Here is a 19,175-nt window from a genome sequence, read left to right as displayed (position 1 = left end):
TTGTTATCGGCTGGGCGGGAGGAAGGTTTAGGGAAATTTGGAAAGTCGACTACGCAACGGCTCGATGAGCCATAAAAAAATCCGTAGTCAAAAAGCTTCGACTACGGATTTAAGACCTTTAAAAGATAGAACAACCGATCAACTAACTTTCTTAACTAACCGGAATAGCCTATAAATAAAGGAAATTCAATTATTTAACTCTAATTGATTACATTTCTAACGTTCCAGAAAAAATATATAAATTAGAAATTAAATGACGCACGCAAGTATGCAAAACGACCTATATTGTCGTAAATCGCAGAACCAGCTCCAGTGCCGGTTGTTGTCCCTGGCAAACCACGGTTGAAGAAGTTATCTATCCCCAAAGTCAAGCCCAGACCATTGTCAAACTCATAACCAGCCGTTACATCAGTTACGGCATAGCTTCCATACTCCATATAGTTACTTGGGTTTGGATTGTTTTCTAAAGATGTTGGCGTATAAAGGTCAACCCCATCTAAGAAACGAGTACGAGTACCAAAAGCCCAGTCATCGATCATATAGTTGACACTCAACTGCATTTGTAGCTCTTGATCACCTGTCACACCAGCATAGTCCGTATAGTTTTCCGGTTCATCTGCAAAAGGATAATCTTTTGCTTCAATAACATAAGTACCAATTAAATTAGTACGAAATTGGCCACCTAATGCATCAAAATCATAACCCAATTCAAAGTCAACACCTGAGTTTAATGAGCGTGCAATGTTAAGAGCAAAACCGCGCATCAATGTGATTTCACCTGTTGCAGAATCACGATCTACCAAATCACAAAATTGATTATTGATAGATCCAGCATCCACACAGCGGTTCAGAACAGTCTGAAATCCTATACTACTAATTGTATCTTCTATATCGATTTCCCAGTAATCAACGGTTGCACTGAACCCCTTAAACCAAGATGGCGAATAAACGATACCTGCCGTTATCGATTCTGATGTTTCTTCCAGTAAATCCGGGTTACCGCCAACTAATGTTTCTAAAGTTGCACTATCATAATTAGAGTCAAAATCAGCAGGAACACCTAATGCAGCACAGTTCGCTTCACGTTGAGCTCTACTTTCTTCGGTTTGATTAGCCAAGTTTGACACTTTACACGGATCGGCGACTCCGGCGAACGATTGGCTTTGGCCTGAGAACAGTTCATCAATATTAGGAGCACGAATGGCCTCTGAATATGTGAACCGAGAACGTAACTCATCATTGATAGTCCAGTCTAAGCCTAATTTCCAGGCTGTTGCACCGCCTATGGTGGAATAGTCTGCATAACGGACTGCAGCATCTAGATTCAATTGTTGCACTAATGGTGCGTCAGCCAATAAAGGTACTGTCACCTCTCCAAATACTTCTGAAACATCGTACGAACCGTCAGTTTCCCCCAAGGCATTAAAGAAGGTTGCACCTGTTTTTGTAAATTCATCCTCAATCGTTACACTCGATTCATCACGGTACTCGACACCACCGGCAAAACCAATAAAACCAGCAGGCAATTCATACAAAAAAGAATTACTGAATGTCGCATTGAAAACCACTTGTTCAATTTCTGAGGTACCTACTGATGTTGTTGTTACATAGTCAACTGCATCTTGGCTCGGCTGACCATCCCCAAACAGATTAATTGGAACACACCCATCAGCTTGTGCTTCTTCACTACGACAAACAATATTCCCACTACCGTCATCAACAGCATCTCTTGCCCAATCCATATTCTGCAAGATAACATTAGCACCGTTCACACGTTCAATCTCTGATTTCCCCCAAACCACTGACACGTCATAAGACCAGTCTTGATTTAACATACCCTCGAGCCCAGCTACGGCACGAGTTGTTTCACGAGTATTTTGCTCAATACGGCGACCAACGTCGTTATACATTCTGCTCATCGCAAGGGTAGATACGCCACGCTCATCCATTGTCTGTGCCAAACCTTCAGGTAAGAAGGCATTATCCCGGGAAAAATAATGAGAGCCAAAATACGGTTGACCAATATTTTCACCCTCACTCTTCACGTACTTAGCGTCATAATAGAAATTCATGTCATTCGTAATCTCGTAATTACCTTTTAAATTGTAATTAGCACGAGAAAATTCCGGCTGCACTTCCAGATACTGATTAAGGTTTATAAAATCACAGTCTTGGCAATATTCCCCACTGGGATTGACAACGTTGCCAGTATAAATATCGCGATAACTGCCATTCGGATTAAATGTACCCATTACCTCGTAAATTCCAGACTCACTACCGTCGTCCCAAACCGTACCCGGATTAGAAATCCAATAATACCCGGCATTCGGCAACGTAAAATTATCCGGATACGCAGGATCATTCATCTGCGCTTGCGTGCGAGGCTCATAAAGATCATCATGACGGAAAGTTCCGTATGAAGTTGCCGTCCAAGGATTGTCTAACGCATTCAGGGATTCCTGAGCGTTATATTCTGCTGAAAACGCAATGTTTCCTCGCCCATCAGCAAAGTTTGTGCCATACGAAAATGTGTACTTTTCATTACTGTAATCACTGTTCTCTGCGTAGCCTCGAGTTGCAGTTACATCAAGGCCTTCAACATTTTTCTTAAGAATAAAGTTTACAACACCGGTTACCGCATCCGCACCGTAAACAGCTGACGCACCACCGGTAATAATCTCAACACGTTCAACCCACGCACTTGGAATCGTATTAGTATCCACAGCACTTGAACCTGGCGTAGAGGCTACATGTCGCTTGCCATCGACTAAGACCAAAGTGCGGTCGGTCCCCATATTTCTAAGGTTCAGTGAACTTATACCTGCCGTACCAATAAAACGACCAGAGTTCGCAAGGGTGTAAGTAGTAGCTAATGCCGGTAAACGACTCAGCACTTCGCCAATGTTCATAGCCCCCGTTTGAACCAAATCATCCCCGCTAATAACAGTAACCGGTGATGGCGCACTTGCACCAATACGCGCAATGCGCGAACCTGTTACCTGGATTTTTTCAACATCCTGATTTTCGGCTTGACGTTGCTCTGATACAGAGTTAACAACTTCTTCTTCTGAACTCGAGGTTACATCTGCTTGCTGAGCGATGGCAGGCGCTGCCAAACCCATAGCAGCAGTTACTGCCGCTGCTGTAAGCGTACGTTTAAAAAGTGTATTCTTCATGAGTAAAACTCCCTGGAACATTTTTATTATGTTGCTTCTTATATGAAGTATAAAAGAATCTAGCAGGAAGTTAAAAGATTGTAAACTTTTAGTATTTATTTTGTTTCAAATAGAATGAGTCTACGAGATAGCTTCTCTCCGAGTTCCCTCTAATTTTCAAGTTTTAGTAGACCTTGATAGTGGTTTCGCGAGTATAACCGGGAAACGAAGTCCAAGTGACTGTATATGAGAGCGGCTCTAACATAGGTTATCACAGTTTTCCTGTGACCGATCTCTTAAAGCCCCAAGATGGTCATTCAGGCCGGTATTTGCAGGTTCTGAAAATAATTCTGCAAACGGGTTATCGTTACTGACTCTTGGTCTGCTGTACGATGTGGTGACACCAAGTTCATACGCTTTAATCCTCATTGTTTGTGACTTCTCGGCGCACAGTTATCAGAGTACAATACAACGCCGGTATGTAAGCTATTTTCTCTTACCAAGGTACGCTGCAGTAATTGCGCCGCAAGCTCCCCTACTCCTGCTTGTAGACTTCACTGCCAACAATTTTTCGGCTGAAGATATCTTCGATCATGTATAAGTAATAAAACTGACCACGCACATTACTCGATAAATAGGTGATGTCCCAACAGAAAACCTGACAGAAGCCATCAGATGTAAACGTGGCCGGGCGTGTTACTGCCTTTGGGAGCAACATTGCTGCCTCGATGGTGGAGCTGACCATGGTGCTTCAGTAAACGATAAAACGTCGATTCTGAAGCATAATACACACCGTTACCCAGCAGGGCCGGTACGATTTTTGTCAGCAGTAAACTGGCAAACCACTTTTCATTACACACTGCAAGTATCGTTTCCTGCTCAGTGTTTGACAACCTGTTCACTGGTTGAGGCCATATTGCCTCTGGGCATTTATCGGCAGTGATCTCGCCGTTTTTATACCAGCGTTTGCAAGTACGCAAGCTGATACCAACTTCACTGCAGGCCATACGCAACCGAGGTTAATTGTCCTCGTCGTCGTTTTCCCAAAGCGCATTTAATTTTTTTCGCAGCACCAATAATGCCGCAGTCTCCTCCAGTGCTTTTTCTTTTTCACGAAGCTCGCGCTTTAATTTTTTTATTTCCTAATGATCAGCTTTACGCTGCTGCCTGGTTTCCTGCTCTCGATTTTTTAAGCTGACAAATCCTTTCAGTGATTCCGTTTTCCAGGCTTTCACCTGATCAATGTAAAGCCCCTTAGTGCCGCAATATTCACTAAGCTCAGCTTCGCTCATTGAGCCGTTTTCTATCACAATAGCGAGCTTGGTTTCGGCTCGGGTGTTGGTTTCTTTCCTTGCACGGGACGACCTCGCTGTTTGGCTTTATCCCGCCAATTATACAGAGTCTGGACACCAATACCTTCCCGACGGGAAATTTCTGCAATCGTTAAATTCAATGGCGGCAGCATCCTACTCAGCACTGCCTCTTTCCATTCTTCAGAAGAACGAGGCACAATCAAGCCTTACCGGCCTCAAACTAGTTAAATTTTAAGGGGGGGTCAACTATCCTACCAGAGGAGGTTAGGTGGTGGAATTTAGTTTAGCCACTACGCCTTCTATATTTCATCTACCTAACAGCATGTTAATAAAAATGCTAGCGAAAAGAGCTATAAGGGGAAGTATGAAAAAATATACTGCTGTCAAAGGCGCTTCTGAAACAATTCCTTTGCTAGCCACCATCCAAAATAAAGTGCCTAAAATACTAAAGTATGATAGCCATTTTTTAATAGAATGGACGCTTATAGAGGAATTATAGTGACACGCTATATACATAAAAATATATACAAGACCAAAACTCAGAAGCATAGGCGAACCAAGCCCCCCTTGGGTCAACATAATAACTCCCCAAAGCACGCCCGCAAAATATATTCTCGCATAGTTTTCATCTTTATAATTAAACGCTGGAATAAGGAGGGGTGTGGTGGTCAACAAAACCAGTCTGATGCATCAACAATGACATGAGAGCGGACATTCATTAGTGCCACACACCGTAACATCGGGAACAGCGTTTGCCGTCTGTTGATGGTATTGCCGGAGCCAAAATGCTCTCTGAGCTGAGTCGACTCAGGGGTTCTGAACAGTGCGCCATCAACCGCAAACACCTGCAGACCCTGCCATTCATCCTGCGGATAGCGCTCCTTTCCCCATTTTTCTGCGCTGTGCTGAAATATCCATTGCATCGGCTGACTGCCCAGACGCTACCGGGCCTGAGTGACCGCACTTTTTGCCAGCATTTGCTCGTTCGCGAGACCATCTGCTGAGATATTTAAACTTCGGGCCACTTCAGCAATCGGTTTGTTGCGAAAAAACGCCATACCCAGCACCAGCCACATCACCTGCTCAGAAGGCAGTCTCCGGCGCCGAATAGCGGCTTTGTTTGATAAGTCTGCCGCTTCCTTCAACCACGCCTCCGGAATATGCTGTAAAAAGCTTTCCGTGCTTGCCGGCAGAATTAGATGTGTCAAGTAAAGATTGATTCAAAGGCATAAAAAAACTCCAGTGATAATTCTATCACTGGAGTTTCGCAGCCTCACTTGATCGGTCAACTGATCTGAGAAATTTTTCTTAACCGATCAGCATTGCGGCGAAGCCGGGCTTCTATTACATCATCGCATGATAACCCAAGCTTTAGAACTTAACCCCAAAACGAGCATATAAGTATTGACCCGCTGTATCATAAGAAGAGTTCAAAGTATTCATATCGTTATTATTAGTAACGTATGGAGGCTTCTTATCAAACAAGTTACGAGCACCTAAAGTAAAGGTTGTGTTTTCAGTCACGAAGTAATTCACTTGCGCGTCATGATAGAAGTAGCTGCCCACTTCGCTTGACAAATCATCTTCAGAGTAGTTGATATCCTCTACACTACCTTGATAACGAGTGATCCAGTTAAGATCCCAATTACCAACTTGGTAACCGAAAGTGAAGTTAGTACGTACTTCTGGGAACGCTGCAACACGACCACCGAAGTTAGTATCAGCACCATACATACCAGCCAATTCCAGTACGTCCCCACCCTCTTGCGCTAGGTAAGTATATTCATCAAGGAATGTGCCATCAACACGCATGTTAAACATGCCGTCACCTAAATCAGTTGACCAATTGATATCGTAGTCAAAGCCTGAAGTAGTGAAGGTTGAAATATTAGCCGTACCAGCCAGAATACCTGCCATGTAACCTTGTGAATCGCGGTAATCTGAGCCTGAATAGCCTGGACGACCTACCGCTTCCGGACCTAAGATAAGACCACATGAAGCTGATGAGAAGTCGGGGCTGTTATAACATTGAGCTATAATTGCAGAAGTACTTGGCGCACCTAACCCATCTTCGATTTCAATATCGTAGTAGTCGACCGCAATACTGAAGTTTTCGATAAACTCAGGCTGATAAACCATACCGACAGTAAAGCTTTCAGACGTTTCTGGTTCCAAGTCCGGATTACCACCAACCAAAGTTGAAGACTGGTTATTATCTAAACTGAAATCTCCTGGTAAACCTTCCGATGCACAATTATCTTTAACAGTCTGACTTTGACTACCTGAACCATAATTAATACAAGGATCAGTATAGCTGATATTTGATTCAACTTGTGGCGAATACAGGTTACCGATGCCTGGTGCACGGAAGCCTTCAGCAAAAGTTGCACGAAGCAACATACCATCGGCTGGTACATACTCTAAACCAAACTTAGTCGTCGTTTGTGCTGATAAGAAATCGTAATCTGAACGGCGTACTGCAGCAGATAAATCTAACCGCTCTACGCCTGGCAATCCTGCCAGTAATGGCGCATTAATTTCTAGATATGCTTCCTGCACGTCATAAGAACCTTCAGTTGGTTCTGCAGCAACACTGTAGATTTGCCCCAGAATTGCGCCACCATCTGGCTGGTTCTGGTACTCTTCCCAACGCTTTTCAAAACCAACTGCCCACGAAATCGGGCCTGCAGGCAAAGAGAAAGAACCGGTGTCACCTGTCAAGTTAGCCATTAACTGTTTTGTTGTTGCACGGTCAACCGGTGAGTTTGGCACTAATACGTAATCCATCAACTCTTGGCTTAATGTACCTGCTTCAAATGGGTTCCACAGACCAGGACATCCCTCGTTTACTCCTTCGTTGTTACAAAGAGCCGGGTCAAGGATGTGGCCGAAGCGCTCAGGGTTTGCACGACCGTACTCCACACGTGTATCAACATAACGTGCGTAGTTATAAGATACATCCCAGGACCAGCCATTATCTAAATACCCCTCAAGCCCGAAAACCATACGGTAATCAGAGAAGTCCTGAGTAAACGAACGTCCACCAGTTTCTTCTAGGCGACGGTAGATATAAGTGTCTTCGCCAATTGGGTTATCAGGATGATCTGCTGCTACGGTAGGTCCCCAAAATGTTCCTTCGGCAGCCATTAGCTGATCGGATTGACGGTTAGTGAACCCACCTTCCATAAACGCGTTTAAGTCACGAGTCAACTCATAATTAGCTGATGCATTAATTGAGAACACGTCTTGTGGAGTTACCATATAACTTGCTGGCGCAAAGTTATATGCATCTTGTTGCCCGTCATAAGGACGAACTTCGCCGGTTTGCGGATCAACGACAAAACTCGTGCCTGCATTACCTGAGTTATACTGAGAATCTGGATCGGCGGCTGACCAACTACCGTATGGAATTGTTGAGGAGCCACCAGAAACGAGCTCACCGCCTGACTCAGATAAAGGAACACGAGAAAAATCCCGGTCGCCTTGCCAAATAGTGTTACGGTTTTGGTACTCAAGCGCTAAAGTGACATTACCTTTATCGCTGGTTGCGCCGATAACAGCCGAAACTTTTGTGGTTTCACCGTCACCTTCACCTGTTAAATCGTATTGAGCTGAGAATTCAGCACCTTCGAAATCTTTCTTCGTAATGAAGTTGATTACACCGGCAATGGCATCTGAACCATAAATTGTTGAGGCACCGTCACGTAAAACTTCAACGCGCTCAATATAAGCCATTGGAATTGAGTTCAAGTCGCCAGACGCAAAACGGCGACCGTTGATTAAAAGCAAAGTACGTGATGAACCAAGTCCGCGTAAGTTTGCTGAGGCATAACCGACTGAGCCATTATTGGTGTTAGAGCCGTTATAACCACCGTTCATTGATGGAATGTTATGGATGAACTTTTCCATACTGGTAAAGCCTGAATTTTCGATTGCTTCAGCATCAAAAACCGTAATAGGGCTGGCGGTTTCTGTATCAGTGCGCTTAATGCGCGAACCAGTAACCTGGATACGTTCAACGTCATCAGCCCCGTTCTCTTGAGCGGCAACTAATGCCGGAAAGCCCAATGTTGCGGTAACAGCTAAGGCTGTTACGCTTTTACGAAATGTCATATTTTTCATGAGTAAAAACTCCCTGGAACGTTTTTATTATATCGCTTCATTGAGTTGAAGCTGCTTAGAATTTAACAGGAAGTTATATATCTGTAAACTTTTAGTGCAAATTTTGTTAAGATTATTTTGTTTATGTAAAACCGCAAAAAGTGGCTCTCCGCGTTCTATTTAAATGCCTGTATGCAGTAACCAACCTCCCCACTTTCAGGGAACTGCACTTCTTGCACACTGACTTTCTTAAAGCACGCACCTTCGAGGGATGCTTTTAAGTTATTTTCACTCCCAATTTGCTCAGTTGCTTTTAGTAACGTTTGTGTCCTCGCCTTATGCGCAGTTAACGATTCTAAGTATCCGTTATAAACTTGGTGTGACTCAGTTTCTTTTCCCTCGGCAGCAGCTTTTAGAAGATGCTTGGTAGCCGGCACAAAGTTCATGGCATGAAAAGCCCGGTTACGTTCATGTTTTCGCGCAAACTGATTTAATAGTTGCTGTGCTTGCAACGCAGATGAAGGTAAGTTGTTGGGCCCTTGCTTTAATAGCAGGTGTTGCAAAGGTGCAACCGATTTCTTTAAATGTTTAAGAGCAGAGGGTAGCAGGTCATAAATAGCCTGGCTTTGTTGGTATATTGTAGACTCTTTGGAGTGTACTAGGGCAATAAGCGCTCCACCCCGCTTCAACTGTCGGTGCAGGTTTTTTAAGCCAGTGCTCATATCGCCATATTCAAGACCGTAATGCGAGACAAAAGTACCCACTTTTTTATTCGACGGTAATGAAAACGTTTCATACGGTGTTTCCCCGGTAAGCTTTAACTGCTTGTTCGGCGGATTAATTTGCGCCGAATCAATGCCAAGAATTTCGAGCTTTTTATTTTTCGCTTCGGCGTATTCATTCAACCATTCGACGGCAATACCGTTACCTGTACCAATATCGACAACAGGCTGTTTAATAGACAATTCATCCATCCGCTCAAACCAAAACTTGCGCATTTGGTAAATTTGTAAACGAGAGCGCTCATCTAAGAAACTTGCTTTGGCGCCTTTTTGCCAAAAGTAAGTCCATGGATTTTTTTGTGTCATTTTTCTTCCTTTTATTCTTCTGGGTAAATATCAAATGCAACGGTTAAGCGATTTCCGTCTCTTTGAAAGGGGGTGGTTCCATGCCAAAAATAAGAAGGGAATAGAACTAATAAGCCCTCTTCAGGACGAATTAAGTAATCGGCACTATCGTCTTCCAGCAATTCACTTTCACCAAGCTTTAACCAGCCCTGACCATCTGCGGTTAGCTCCTTATTCGCCGAAACGTAATAACAACCACTTATCCAACCCGCATTGTGATAGTGGTTTTTGTGGTAGCCGTCCTTTTTTAATTTAACCGACCAGGAGCCGCTAAAGTCAAAACGTTTTCCGCTATGTCGCAAAAAGGGGTGATCAGAGTCGTTTTTCAGTTGATTGACCCATTGCGCAACATGTTGCTTAATTCCCGCCGCTAAATGCTGAATAGTCCCCTCAGAGGTGGCGAATAAATGTCCGTCTGTTTGCGTTCCGTTACGTAAAGATTGTTCTAACGGGTGCTGCAAGCTCCCATGCAATGCTTCAAGAGACGAAACAAGTTCCTCGTGAAAGATACTTCGCGACGAAAAACCGGCCGGCACCGCTAAAAAGCGAGCCGTCACCAAACGATCAAAATCGTATAAGTTTCTATAGGAGTCGTAAAGTCCGGCACGTTTAAAAATGGACGCCAATAATGCCCAGTCACCTTGTTCTGGACTCTGCGATAAAGCGATAAGCTTGCGCCCACTTTCCAGTGCTTCTTCATACTGCGCTAACGCCAGTTCACATTTCGCTTTTGTTCTTAAAGCCGCTGGAGTTGCATCACCACGAGCCATGAGCTTATCAATGCTCTGTAACGCTCTTGTATAACACCTCGTTTTAAAAAAAACATGAGCACGCATAACTTCAAATTCATTAACTTGCTCATTGGGGTCAAACTGTCCCAGTAAACTTATAACGCCAGAGAAATCTTCACTTTGCATAAGTAAATAAGCATAGTCATAAACTAAAGGCAAAGGAAAGTTTTCTGTCTTCAATGCTTTTTTATAGAAAAAATCCCAGTCGGAACTTGCTAAACGCCACTTCACTTCAGCCCAGATTCGCTGAGCACGTCGATGATTCAAATTGCGCTTTAAAAAATGTCCGACCATCTCCGAAGCCTTCCGCATTGAGTCTTGTTCACCCATACTAGCCAAGCACTGGGCTCTTAACAGGTAAGCTTTCTCAGAACTAGGTGAATACTTTAACGCAAGGGCAAGGTGATGCTCAGCTTGAGCAAACCGGTTAGCCTTCACCAGCTTGATCGCAGAATTGTAGTGTTTAATATAAAGAGAATGAGACACAATAATTACCTTCAGTCAAAAAAAACCCAGCCGAAGCTGGGTTTTATCAAAACTAGCGTTGGTAAACCTTAGAACTTCATACCAATACGAGCATACCAGTATTGGCCTGCTGTGTCATAAGATGAGTTTAAGGTATTCATATCGTTGTTGTTTGTTACATATGGAGGCTGTTTATCAAACAAGTTACGAATACCTAAAGAGAACGTAGTGTGTTCACCATAGTAATAGTTTGCTTGCATATCATGATAAACGTAAGAACCAGTTGAGCTACTCAAGTCGCTTGAATCATAGTTGATGTCATCAGTGCCTGACTGATAACGAGCTGTCCAGCTAATGTCAGTGTCACCAATTTTATAACCTGCAGTTAAGTTGGTACGTAATTCAGGGAATGCCGCAACACGACCACCGAAGTTTGTATCCGCACCAAATTTACCTGCTAATTCAAGTGGCTCTGAACCTGCCTGGGCTACATAAGTGTAATCACTCAGGTAAGTACCATCTAGACGCATAGTCAGTTGACCGCCCGCTAAATCGCGACTCCAATTAATGTCAAAATCTACCCCTGAAGTCTCAAATACTGAGATATTCTGAGTATATGCCAGAACACCGGCTATATAACCGTTTGAATCACGGTAGTCAGAGCCTGACCAAGAAGGTCTGTCTACTGCTTCAGCACCTAAAATTAACCCACAAGAGTCGGCCGAAAAGTTTTCACTACCATAACACTGAGAAACGATAGCACTTGTGCTTGGTGCACCAAGACCATTTTCAATTTCAATGTCATAATAGTCGACAGCAACGCTTAAGTTATCAATAAATTCAGGCTGGTAGACAATACCCATAGTGAAACTGTCGGAAGTTTCTGGTTCCAAATCTTCGTTACCACCAATCAAGGTTGAAGACTGATTGTTGTCCAATGTGAAGTCTGGTGCAAAACCTTCGCCAGCACAATTATCAATAACATTCTGGTTACTGCTGTCGCCATATTCTACACAAGGGTCTGTGTAAGAAATATTCGATTCTTCTTGCGGAGAATAAAGATCACCAATGCCTGGTGCTCTGAAGCCTTCTGCAACAGTTGCACGTACCAATAAACCGTCCATTGGAACGTATTCTAAACCAAATTTTGTTGTGGTTTCACCGTCAAGAAAATCATATTCAGAGTAACGGACTGCAGCAGACAAGTCTAGTGACTGGACGCCAGGCAGATCGCGTAGCAATGGAACATCAAGTTCAAGGTAAGCTTCTTCAACGTCGTAAGAACCTTCGGTTGGCTCTGCTGCAACACTGTAGATTTGTCCAAGAATTGCACCGCCATCAGGTTGGTTTTGGTATTCTTCCCAGCGTTTTTCAACACCAACAGCCCAAGATACTGGCCCGGCTGGTAAAGTGAAGCTACCGGTGTCACCTGTTAAGTTAGCCATTAATTGTTTCGTGGTACCGCGCTCTACCGGCGAATTAGGCACTAAAGCGTAATCCATCATCTCTTGGCTTAATGTACCCGCTTCGAATGGGTTCCACAAACCTGGGCAAGCTTCTTGTGCGTCACAAAGAGTGGGATCAAGCATGTTCTGGAAACGCTCTGGGTTTGCACGACCATAGTCTATACTTGAGTCGACAAAGCGCGAATAATTGTAAGATACGTCCCAGGACCAGCCATTGCTCAGATAACCTTCAAAACCGAATACCATGCGGTAATCAGAGAAATCCTGAGTAAATGAACGACCACCTGTCTCTGTCAAACGACGATAAGCATAAACCTCTTCGCCAATTGGGTTATTAGGGTGATCAGCAGCTACCGTTGGTCCCCAAAATGTGCCTTCTGACGCCATTAACTGATCGGATTGGCGGTTAGTGTAACCCGCTTCCATAAAAGCATTTAAATCACGAGTCAACTCGTAGTTTGCAGAGGCGTTAATGGTAAATATATCTTGCGGAGTAACCATGTAGCTCGCTGGAGCAAAGTTATACGCGTCTTGCTGTCCGTTATACGGGCGAACTTCACCGGTTTCAGGATCAACCACAAAACTTGTACCGGCATTCGCTGAATTATACGGTGAATTCTCGTTAGCTGCAGACCAAGAACTATAAGGGGTTGTTGAAGAACCACCTTGAACTAGCTGGCCACCCTCTTCACTTAGCGGGATACGAGAAAAGTCACGATCGCCCTGCCAAATTGGATTACGGTTTTGATATTCAAGCGCTAAAACTACGTTGCCTTTGCCACTGGATGCGCCGATAACACCAGATAGTTTAGTCGTTTCACCATCACCTTCACCGGTAAGATCGTATTGCGCTGAGAATTCTGCACCTTCAAAATCCTTTTTCGTGATGAAGTTAATAACACCGGCAATGGCATCTGAACCATAAATGGTTGAAGCACCGTCGCGTAATACTTCGACGCGCTCAATATAAGCCATTGGAATAGAGTTCAAATCCCCTGAAGCGTAACGGCGGCCGTTAATCAGGATTAAAGTACGTGATGAACCAAGGCCACGTAGGTTAGCAGACGCATAACCGCCCGAGCCATTGTTTGTGTTTGAACCGTTGTAACCACCGTTCATCGATGGAATATTGTGCACAAACTTTTCCATCGTCGTGAAGCCTGATGATTCTATTGCTTCAGAGTCAAATACAGTGATTGGGCTTGCGGTTTCCATATCAGTACGTTTGATACGAGACCCCGTCACCTGGATGCGTTCTACGTTGTCAGCGCCACTGTCTTGGGCTGCGACTAACGCAGGAAAGCCTAACGTCGCAGTAACAGCTAAAGCCGTTACGCTTTTACGGAAGGTATTACTATTCATTGAAATTACTCCCTGGAACATTATTTTTGAGTTGCTTGATTGGCGAAAGCAACCTGAAACCGATGGCAGCCTGACTACTTATTGTTCGACCACCCGTTTTCGGTAACAACCTTTTAACGCTGTAAGGACTTCATTTCAATAGGCGTTTAAGGCTTTTCTTATCCCCTTTGAACCGACAGGTCAAAAAACAACCTATTAGGTTATTTTGAGATCAGATTTATTAATAAAAATAACCTATGTATCACAACTTAAAACATATGTTTCCCAGCTGTAACAAGCTTAATTTAAGCGATTTAGCTAAAGTTTTTTAGTAACGAATTTAGCGGTTCTTTAAACAGTTTTGAAGCATAACACTGCGCCAAAAAAAGCTCCGCGCAGGCAACGGTATCCGTCAGTGCATGGTGGTAATGATAATTGGGTAAGTTATAGCGTTTTCGACAAGCACTCAGAGTAAGTTGACCGCCTTGAATAGGCTGTTGGGGGTTACGCTCCAGTTTATTTTTCTCGAACGCTAGAGTGTCGAAAATTGCCAGAGGTTTGAAAGGGATTCCGTACTGAGCCTCTATATGTTTCAGAAAACGCCAGTCCATGCCTTTATGATGGCAAACAAGTACGGCATGATTCAAAGCTCGACTTAACATGGCGAAGGTTTGTTTCGGTTCGGAACTGTGTAGAAAATCCTGCTCAGTTAGACCATGAATGGTCGGGCTTTGACCCAGATCCAGCTCCTGTCCATGGGAAAAAACATGATACTGCGCATTACCATAATGCATTACTGGCGGGTGTATGGTCATCCAGGCAATCGACAAAACTTGGTGCTTTTTAGGATCCAGCCCGGTACTTTCAATATCCAACGCCACATATCGCAAACTTTGCCAGGGTTGCTTTAGTTTCTGCCGTCTGTCGTACCAGTGAGCAAGCTTCTGAAGCCATTGAGACATAATTAGTAGCCCTGTCGGCTGAACTTCAAACCAACCCCTTGTTGCGCTTCTTTGATGATCTTAAATGCCGTTTTAAGTTGCCGCCTCGACAGGGTACTGAGTTCGTCTGGCTCAATTGCGTTCCTGGGCTTATCGCTACCCCATACTTTTAACTGATGGTTTAATCGAAGTTGTGTCAAAAACTCCCAAGCTTCTAATAGTGACTGGTTGTCGCGTCGGTTTAACAAGCTACTGCCCTTTAACGTGGTCAAGCGCGCCGGAGTGCTCGGAGACGTAATGCCAGCCTGCAAAGAATAAATTCGCGCAATATCGTTTATTAAAGCAATACCGTAACGTTTAATATCAATAGTATCTCCGTCATTGCTATCCTCTGTACGCAGTCGATTAAACAAGCCAAGCGGTACGGAAATACGGTTAACCAAAATCGCTAAATTGCCGAGGAACATCTCGTTCTTAGCCAGTTTCGCTATTTCTTCACGGTATTCTTGATAGAACTTACCGGAACCTACAACTGGCCTGCTGTCAAAAAATATTTGGCAATACATTAGCGCCTTGGGGGTTGGACTCTCAATCCACCCGCTGAAACGGGTTTTCCATTCATCGATAGTGCCACGACACTCAGGGTTAGAGGCCATAATATTGCCCGGACACGAAGGAATGCCGCATTCATTTAACCCCTCACAAACGTAGTTCCCCAAACCCGCAAACCAGTCCTTTTGCTTTTCGGTTAAACCATTACTGAGCAACAGTCCGTTGTCCTGGTCTGAGCTTAAAGTTTGATCTTCCCGCCCCTGCGAGCCAAACGCCAGCCAGCTGTATGCGGCAGGTGCGGCACCGTTTTCCTGCTCATATAACTGTATAAGCTGACGTGTCATGCCGTCAGTAACTGACGCCATAAGACGTCCTAACACCGATGTTTGCTTTACGCGGCTGGCAAAAGTCTGTAAATACTCCGGAAGCTTTTGCGCCTCCTCAATCAACTTTTCTTTACTTCCGGCCTTGCGGATTGCGCTAATAAGAAAGACCGGATCGCTGCGCTGCTGACGAATTAAGTCTGTCGCAGTCACCATACCCACCGGCTGATTTTTATCATTCACCACAGGTAAATGATGAATATTGCTGGACGTCATGGTGGTTAATGCATCCATTAACGACCGATTCTCATAAACCGATTCCGGCAATTGTGTCATTACAGCAGAAACTCGAATATGTAGAGGGAGTCCTTCAGCCACAACTCGGTTTCTCAAGTCTCTGTCAGTCAAAATTCCGACCAGCTGGCTATCATCAACCACTAGAACAGAAGATATACCGTGACTAGCCATAAGCTTAGCGGCCTCCTGTACAGAGGTGTCGCTGGATAAGCTGACCGGAGGCATAGAAACAACGCTCCCCACCGTTTGCGCGCTCCAGTCGCTATCTGTGCCATCCTCGTTTTTCTGCTCAGCTAACAGGCGCTGACCATGTGCTCTTATAAAGTATTGTTCGAAAGGTTTAGATGCATTACGCAACCTGTCAAAAGCTGACTGTGGTAAAACGTAAACAATCCCGTCCTCTATGGCTTTGAGTTTATTGACTATTTCCCGACCCGATAATAAAGACGGATAACCAAACAAGTCGCCGCTTTCCAGTCGTTCTATTAATCGCCCGTCGGCTCCCCTTAAATCAAGAACACCTGAGCGGACGATAAAAAGTGCCGGTCGCATATCTCTTAAGACTTCATTGCAGTTCTGCTCGTTCATATAGACCGATTGCAACTGCGACACTGCCCAGCTTCGTTGTTCTTCAGGCAACGAGTCAAAAGGAGGGCAGTCTTGTAGAAATGAATTAACTTCCATGGCTAATCCTAATTTATAGAGAAGCTGATTTCAGTTTTGTGTACTAACCTGAGTTAGTCAATAAAAAGCCCAGCACGAGGGCTGGGCTTTTATCAACTTATATCCCGTTAGTGAGACTGAGCTTCACCGGATCCTTTTGGATACCGTATAGACTCAACCAGTTCCTGAATTTCTTCCGGAGCATCACCGGTAAACTTATGCACAATAACAGCAACAACGAAGTTGATGATCATGCCTAAGGTACCAATACCTTCAGGAGAAATACCAAACAACCAGTTTTCTTGAGTATTCAGCTCGGGAGCGACGAACTTGAAGTACACAATATAACTGAAGGTAAATAGTATACCCACAACCATACCAGCTATCGCACCTGTGCTGTTCATACGTTTATGGAACACGCCCATGATTATCGCAGGGAAGAAGCTTGCTGCGGCTAAGCCGAAGGCAAAGGCGACCACCTGCGCCACGAAGCCGGGCGGGTATATACCAAAGTAGACTGAGATGACAATTGCTGTCGCAGCTGCAATCCTGGCGTATAACAACTCCTGTTTATCCGTTATATTCGGTGCCAAATTTCGTTTCAGTAAATCGTGCGAAACGGAGGTTGATATAACGAGTAACAGACCTGCTGAAGTGGAAAGTGCTGCGGCAACACCACCTGCGGCAACCAAAGCGACAACCCAGGCCGGCAGTTCACCAATTTCTGGATTCGCCAATACCATGATGTCACGGTCAATGGTCATTTCATTGCGTTCATCACCTGAATAGAACATTTTGCCGTCGTTGTTGTTGTCTTCCCACGTGATTAGGCCAGTTTTTTCCCAGTTTTTAATCCAGCTTGGCGCGTTATCGTATTCAACACCTTGCAGGTCTGGGCCGTTAATTGTGTTGAAAATATTTACTTTAGCAAACGAAGCAATAGTCGGTGCTGTTAAGTAAACCACTGAAATAAATGTCAGAGCCCAGAAAGCTGAACGGCGTGCATCACGTACTTTCGGTACTGTAAAGAAACGCACGATAACGTGAGGCAGACCAGCGGTACCTACCATCAATGCTGCAGTAATGAAGAACACATCAACTTTACTTCGCACACCTTCAGTGTATTCGGCAAAACCGAGTTCTGTCGACAGCCCATCCAGTCGTTCAAGTAAGAACTGTCCGGAGCCGGGAACGCCATCGGCTATGGTGGCACCAAAACCCGTTTGAGGCAGTACATGACCGGTCATCATTAATGACAAGAATACCGCAGGCACAATGTAAGCGAACATCAATACAATATATTGTGCTACCTGAGTGTAGGTTATGCCTTTCATACCACCCAATACGGTATAAAAGAAAACAATTATTGCACCAATGATAACACCTGTTGCGATGTCAACTTCCAGGAAGCGGGAGAATACGACACCAACACCTCGCATTTGACCTGCAATGTAGGTAAAACAGATCAGGATCGCGCAGATAACTGCAATAGTACGTGCCGTTTGAGAATAGTAGCGATCGCCGATGAAGTCAGGCACAGTGAATTTACCGAACTTACGTAAGTAAGGAGCAAGACACATAGCCAGCAGTACATAGCCACCAGTCCAACCCATTAGGTAAACAGAACCATCATAACCGGCAAAGGCGACGATACCCGCCATTGAAATAAAAGAAGCAGCTGACATCCAGTCTGCGGCCGTTGCCATACCATTGGCAATAGGGTTAACCCCGCCGCTTGCTACATAAAAGTCATTAGTTGAGCCGGCACGTGACCAAATCGCAATACCTATGTATAGGGCGAAAGTCAGGCCGACGATTATAAAGGTGAGCGTTTGAATATCCATAGCGCCTTAGTCCTCGTGTACATTGTATTTGTTATCTAACGCGGCCATGCCTCTCACATAAATGAAGATAAGCACGATGAAAGTCAGAATGGAACCTTGCTGTGCGAACCAGAATCCCAGCTTGAAGCCGAAGAAAGTGATTTCGTTAAGCACGTCCACCAATATAATTCCAAAGCCATAGGAAACGACAAACCATACAATTAGCAGCTTGAGCATCAAGCTGAGGTTTTCTTTCCAATACGCTTTGGCATGGGATTCGCTTTCGAATGCCATAACGTCCCCTCCAGTTGTTCAACATTATTGTTTTTGATCGCTAACAAATGTAAATGCAATTGTTAACAAGGGGAATAGGACTTTGGTCGTAGCTGATTGAAAGGAGAATTCAGACATAAAAAAAGCCCCCAGCGTGAGCTGAGGGCTGTTTTATTTGTAGTCTGGACAAGGTTTCGCAGAGCTCAACCTGTTCAGCGGGGTAAAGCCAAATGGTTGGCTTTACCGGGAACCCGCTTCACCCTACTCTCGTCGTAGGTCACCACCAGAAATAAAAAACCCCAGCCGATTGGGCTGGGGTTATTTATTTGTAGTCTGGCGGTGACCTACTCTCGCATGGGGAGACCCCACACTACCATCGGCGCTGGTGTGTTTCACTTCTGAGTTCGGAATGGATTCAGGTGGTGCCACACCGCTATGGCCGCCAGACATAAACTGTCACAACATGTAAAAACTGACTGCTTTTTTAAGTAAAAGCCACTCTGTTGAATTCACTATCTCACCTGATGTGAACATCAGGCTACTT

The 19,175-nt window shown here is 44.4% G+C and carries 13 protein-coding genes, 1 rRNA gene and 2 pseudogenes; 1 reads left to right on the top strand and 15 read right to left on the bottom strand.

The genetic code is table 11. The annotated features are described in order from the left end of the window. Positions 1 to 242: 242 nt before the first annotated feature. The 4 genes from RJ32_RS04820 to RJ32_RS14725 all read right to left on the bottom strand — a co-directional run bounded on the left by RJ32_RS04820 (position 243) and on the right by RJ32_RS14725 (position 4,665). Positions 243 to 3,176, bottom strand: a complete 2,934-nt coding sequence (locus tag RJ32_RS04820) for a TonB-dependent siderophore receptor (protein ID WP_235598918.1) — start codon at positions 3,174 to 3,176, stop codon at positions 243 to 245. A gap of 650 nt (positions 3,177 to 3,826) precedes the next feature. Further along, the gene (locus RJ32_RS14490; protein WP_082815440.1) at positions 3,827 to 4,162 is read right to left on the bottom strand and encodes a hypothetical protein; all 336 of its coding nucleotides are present in this window, start codon (positions 4,160 to 4,162) and stop codon (positions 3,827 to 3,829) included. A gap of 135 nt (positions 4,163 to 4,297) precedes the next feature. Next, entirely contained in the window at positions 4,298 to 4,447 is a 150-nt protein-coding gene (locus tag RJ32_RS14870; protein ID WP_158511973.1) for a hypothetical protein, read from the bottom strand. A gap of 14 nt (positions 4,448 to 4,461) precedes the next feature. Then, positions 4,462 to 4,665, bottom strand: a complete 204-nt coding sequence (locus RJ32_RS14725; protein WP_145914816.1) for a transposase — start codon at positions 4,663 to 4,665, stop codon at positions 4,462 to 4,464. A gap of 74 nt (positions 4,666 to 4,739) precedes the next feature. On the opposite strand from RJ32_RS14725, the gene RJ32_RS04805 reads away from it, so the two are divergent. Continuing rightward, a complete protein-coding gene (locus RJ32_RS04805) occupies positions 4,740 to 4,967 on the top strand; it encodes a hypothetical protein (protein WP_145914815.1) in 228 nt (75 codons plus the stop codon). A 184-nt stretch (positions 4,968 to 5,151) separates the two neighbouring features. On the opposite strand, the pseudogene RJ32_RS15200 reads toward RJ32_RS04805, so the two are convergent. From RJ32_RS15200 to rrf, 11 genes and pseudogenes are all read right to left on the bottom strand, one after another. Next, positions 5,152 to 5,688: pseudogene (locus tag RJ32_RS15200) on the bottom strand (transposase domain-containing protein); the annotation flags it as partial. Positions 5,689 to 5,839: 151 nt separating this feature from the next. After that, positions 5,840 to 8,590, bottom strand: a complete 2,751-nt coding sequence (locus tag RJ32_RS04790) for a TonB-dependent siderophore receptor (RefSeq protein WP_034819558.1) — start codon at positions 8,588 to 8,590, stop codon at positions 5,840 to 5,842. 155 nt (positions 8,591 to 8,745) lie between these two features. After that, positions 8,746 to 9,657 (bottom strand): class I SAM-dependent methyltransferase, encoded by a 912-nt coding sequence (locus tag RJ32_RS04785; RefSeq protein WP_034819557.1) that lies wholly within the window; start codon positions 9,655 to 9,657, stop codon positions 8,746 to 8,748. 11 nt (positions 9,658 to 9,668) lie between these two features. Then, entirely contained in the window at positions 9,669 to 10,781 is a 1,113-nt protein-coding gene (locus RJ32_RS04780) for a putative 2OG-Fe(II) oxygenase (RefSeq protein ID WP_158511971.1), read from the bottom strand. Positions 10,782 to 10,829: 48 nt separating this feature from the next. After that, positions 10,830 to 10,925 (bottom strand): annotated as a pseudogene (locus RJ32_RS15515) (hypothetical protein); the annotation flags it as partial. A 116-nt stretch (positions 10,926 to 11,041) separates the two neighbouring features. Beyond that, the gene (locus tag RJ32_RS04775; protein WP_034819555.1) at positions 11,042 to 13,780 is read right to left on the bottom strand and encodes a TonB-dependent receptor domain-containing protein; all 2,739 of its coding nucleotides are present in this window, start codon (positions 13,778 to 13,780) and stop codon (positions 11,042 to 11,044) included. A 293-nt stretch (positions 13,781 to 14,073) separates the two neighbouring features. Further along, entirely contained in the window at positions 14,074 to 14,721 is a 648-nt protein-coding gene (locus RJ32_RS04770) for a 3'-5' exonuclease (protein WP_034819548.1), read from the bottom strand. A 2-nt stretch (positions 14,722 to 14,723) separates the two neighbouring features. Then, on the bottom strand, positions 14,724 to 16,556 hold the full coding sequence (locus tag RJ32_RS04765) for a DUF294 nucleotidyltransferase-like domain-containing protein (RefSeq protein ID WP_034819547.1): 1,833 nt from the start codon (positions 16,554 to 16,556) through the stop codon (positions 14,724 to 14,726). 107 nt (positions 16,557 to 16,663) lie between these two features. After that, positions 16,664 to 18,379: a sodium:solute symporter family protein gene (locus RJ32_RS04760; protein ID WP_034819546.1), complete on the bottom strand. Its 1,716-nt coding sequence runs from the start codon at positions 18,377 to 18,379 to the stop codon at positions 16,664 to 16,666. Between the two features lie 6 nt (positions 18,380 to 18,385). Further along, positions 18,386 to 18,652, bottom strand: coding sequence for a DUF4212 domain-containing protein (locus RJ32_RS04755; RefSeq protein WP_011234430.1), 267 nt, complete (start codon positions 18,650 to 18,652; stop codon positions 18,386 to 18,388). 310 nt (positions 18,653 to 18,962) lie between these two features. After that, positions 18,963 to 19,078: ribosomal RNA gene (rrf, locus tag RJ32_RS04750) — 5S ribosomal RNA — on the bottom strand. Between the last annotated feature and the right edge of the window lie 97 nt (positions 19,079 to 19,175).

It is taken from the genome of Idiomarina sp. 28-8 (assembly GCF_000320945.2).
Lineage (GTDB): Bacteria > Pseudomonadota > Gammaproteobacteria > Enterobacterales > Alteromonadaceae > Idiomarina > Idiomarina loihiensis.
Note: the sequence above shows the minus strand (reverse complement) of the source record. Positions and strands in the feature narration are given on the sequence as shown.

Excerpts from the sequence above, each read along its gene's own strand:
- RJ32_RS04790 (WP_034819558.1), bottom strand. The coding sequence starts at position 8,590 with ATGAAAAATATGACATTTCGTAAAAGCGTAACAGCCTTAGCTGTTACC.
- RJ32_RS14490 (WP_082815440.1), bottom strand. The coding sequence starts at position 4,162 with ATGGCCTGCAGTGAAGTTGGTATCAGCTTGCGTACTTGCAAACGCTGG.
- RJ32_RS04780 (WP_158511971.1), bottom strand. The coding sequence starts at position 10,781 with ATGGTCGGACATTTTTTAAAGCGCAATTTGAATCATCGACGTGCTCAG.
- RJ32_RS04775 (WP_034819555.1), bottom strand. The coding sequence starts at position 13,780 with ATGAATAGTAATACCTTCCGTAAAAGCGTAACGGCTTTAGCTGTTACT.
- RJ32_RS04785 (WP_034819557.1), bottom strand. The coding sequence starts at position 9,657 with ATGACACAAAAAAATCCATGGACTTACTTTTGGCAAAAAGGCGCCAAA.
- RJ32_RS14870 (WP_158511973.1), bottom strand. The coding sequence starts at position 4,447 with ATGAGCGAAGCTGAGCTTAGTGAATATTGCGGCACTAAGGGGCTTTAC.
- RJ32_RS04760 (WP_034819546.1), bottom strand. The coding sequence starts at position 18,379 with ATGGATATTCAAACGCTCACCTTTATAATCGTCGGCCTGACTTTCGCC.
- RJ32_RS04765 (WP_034819547.1), bottom strand. The coding sequence starts at position 16,556 with ATGGAAGTTAATTCATTTCTACAAGACTGCCCTCCTTTTGACTCGTTG.
- RJ32_RS04820 (WP_235598918.1), bottom strand. The coding sequence starts at position 3,176 with ATGAAGAATACACTTTTTAAACGTACGCTTACAGCAGCGGCAGTAACT.
- RJ32_RS04755 (WP_011234430.1), bottom strand. The coding sequence starts at position 18,652 with ATGGCATTCGAAAGCGAATCCCATGCCAAAGCGTATTGGAAAGAAAAC.
- RJ32_RS04770 (WP_034819548.1), bottom strand. The coding sequence starts at position 14,721 with ATGTCTCAATGGCTTCAGAAGCTTGCTCACTGGTACGACAGACGGCAG.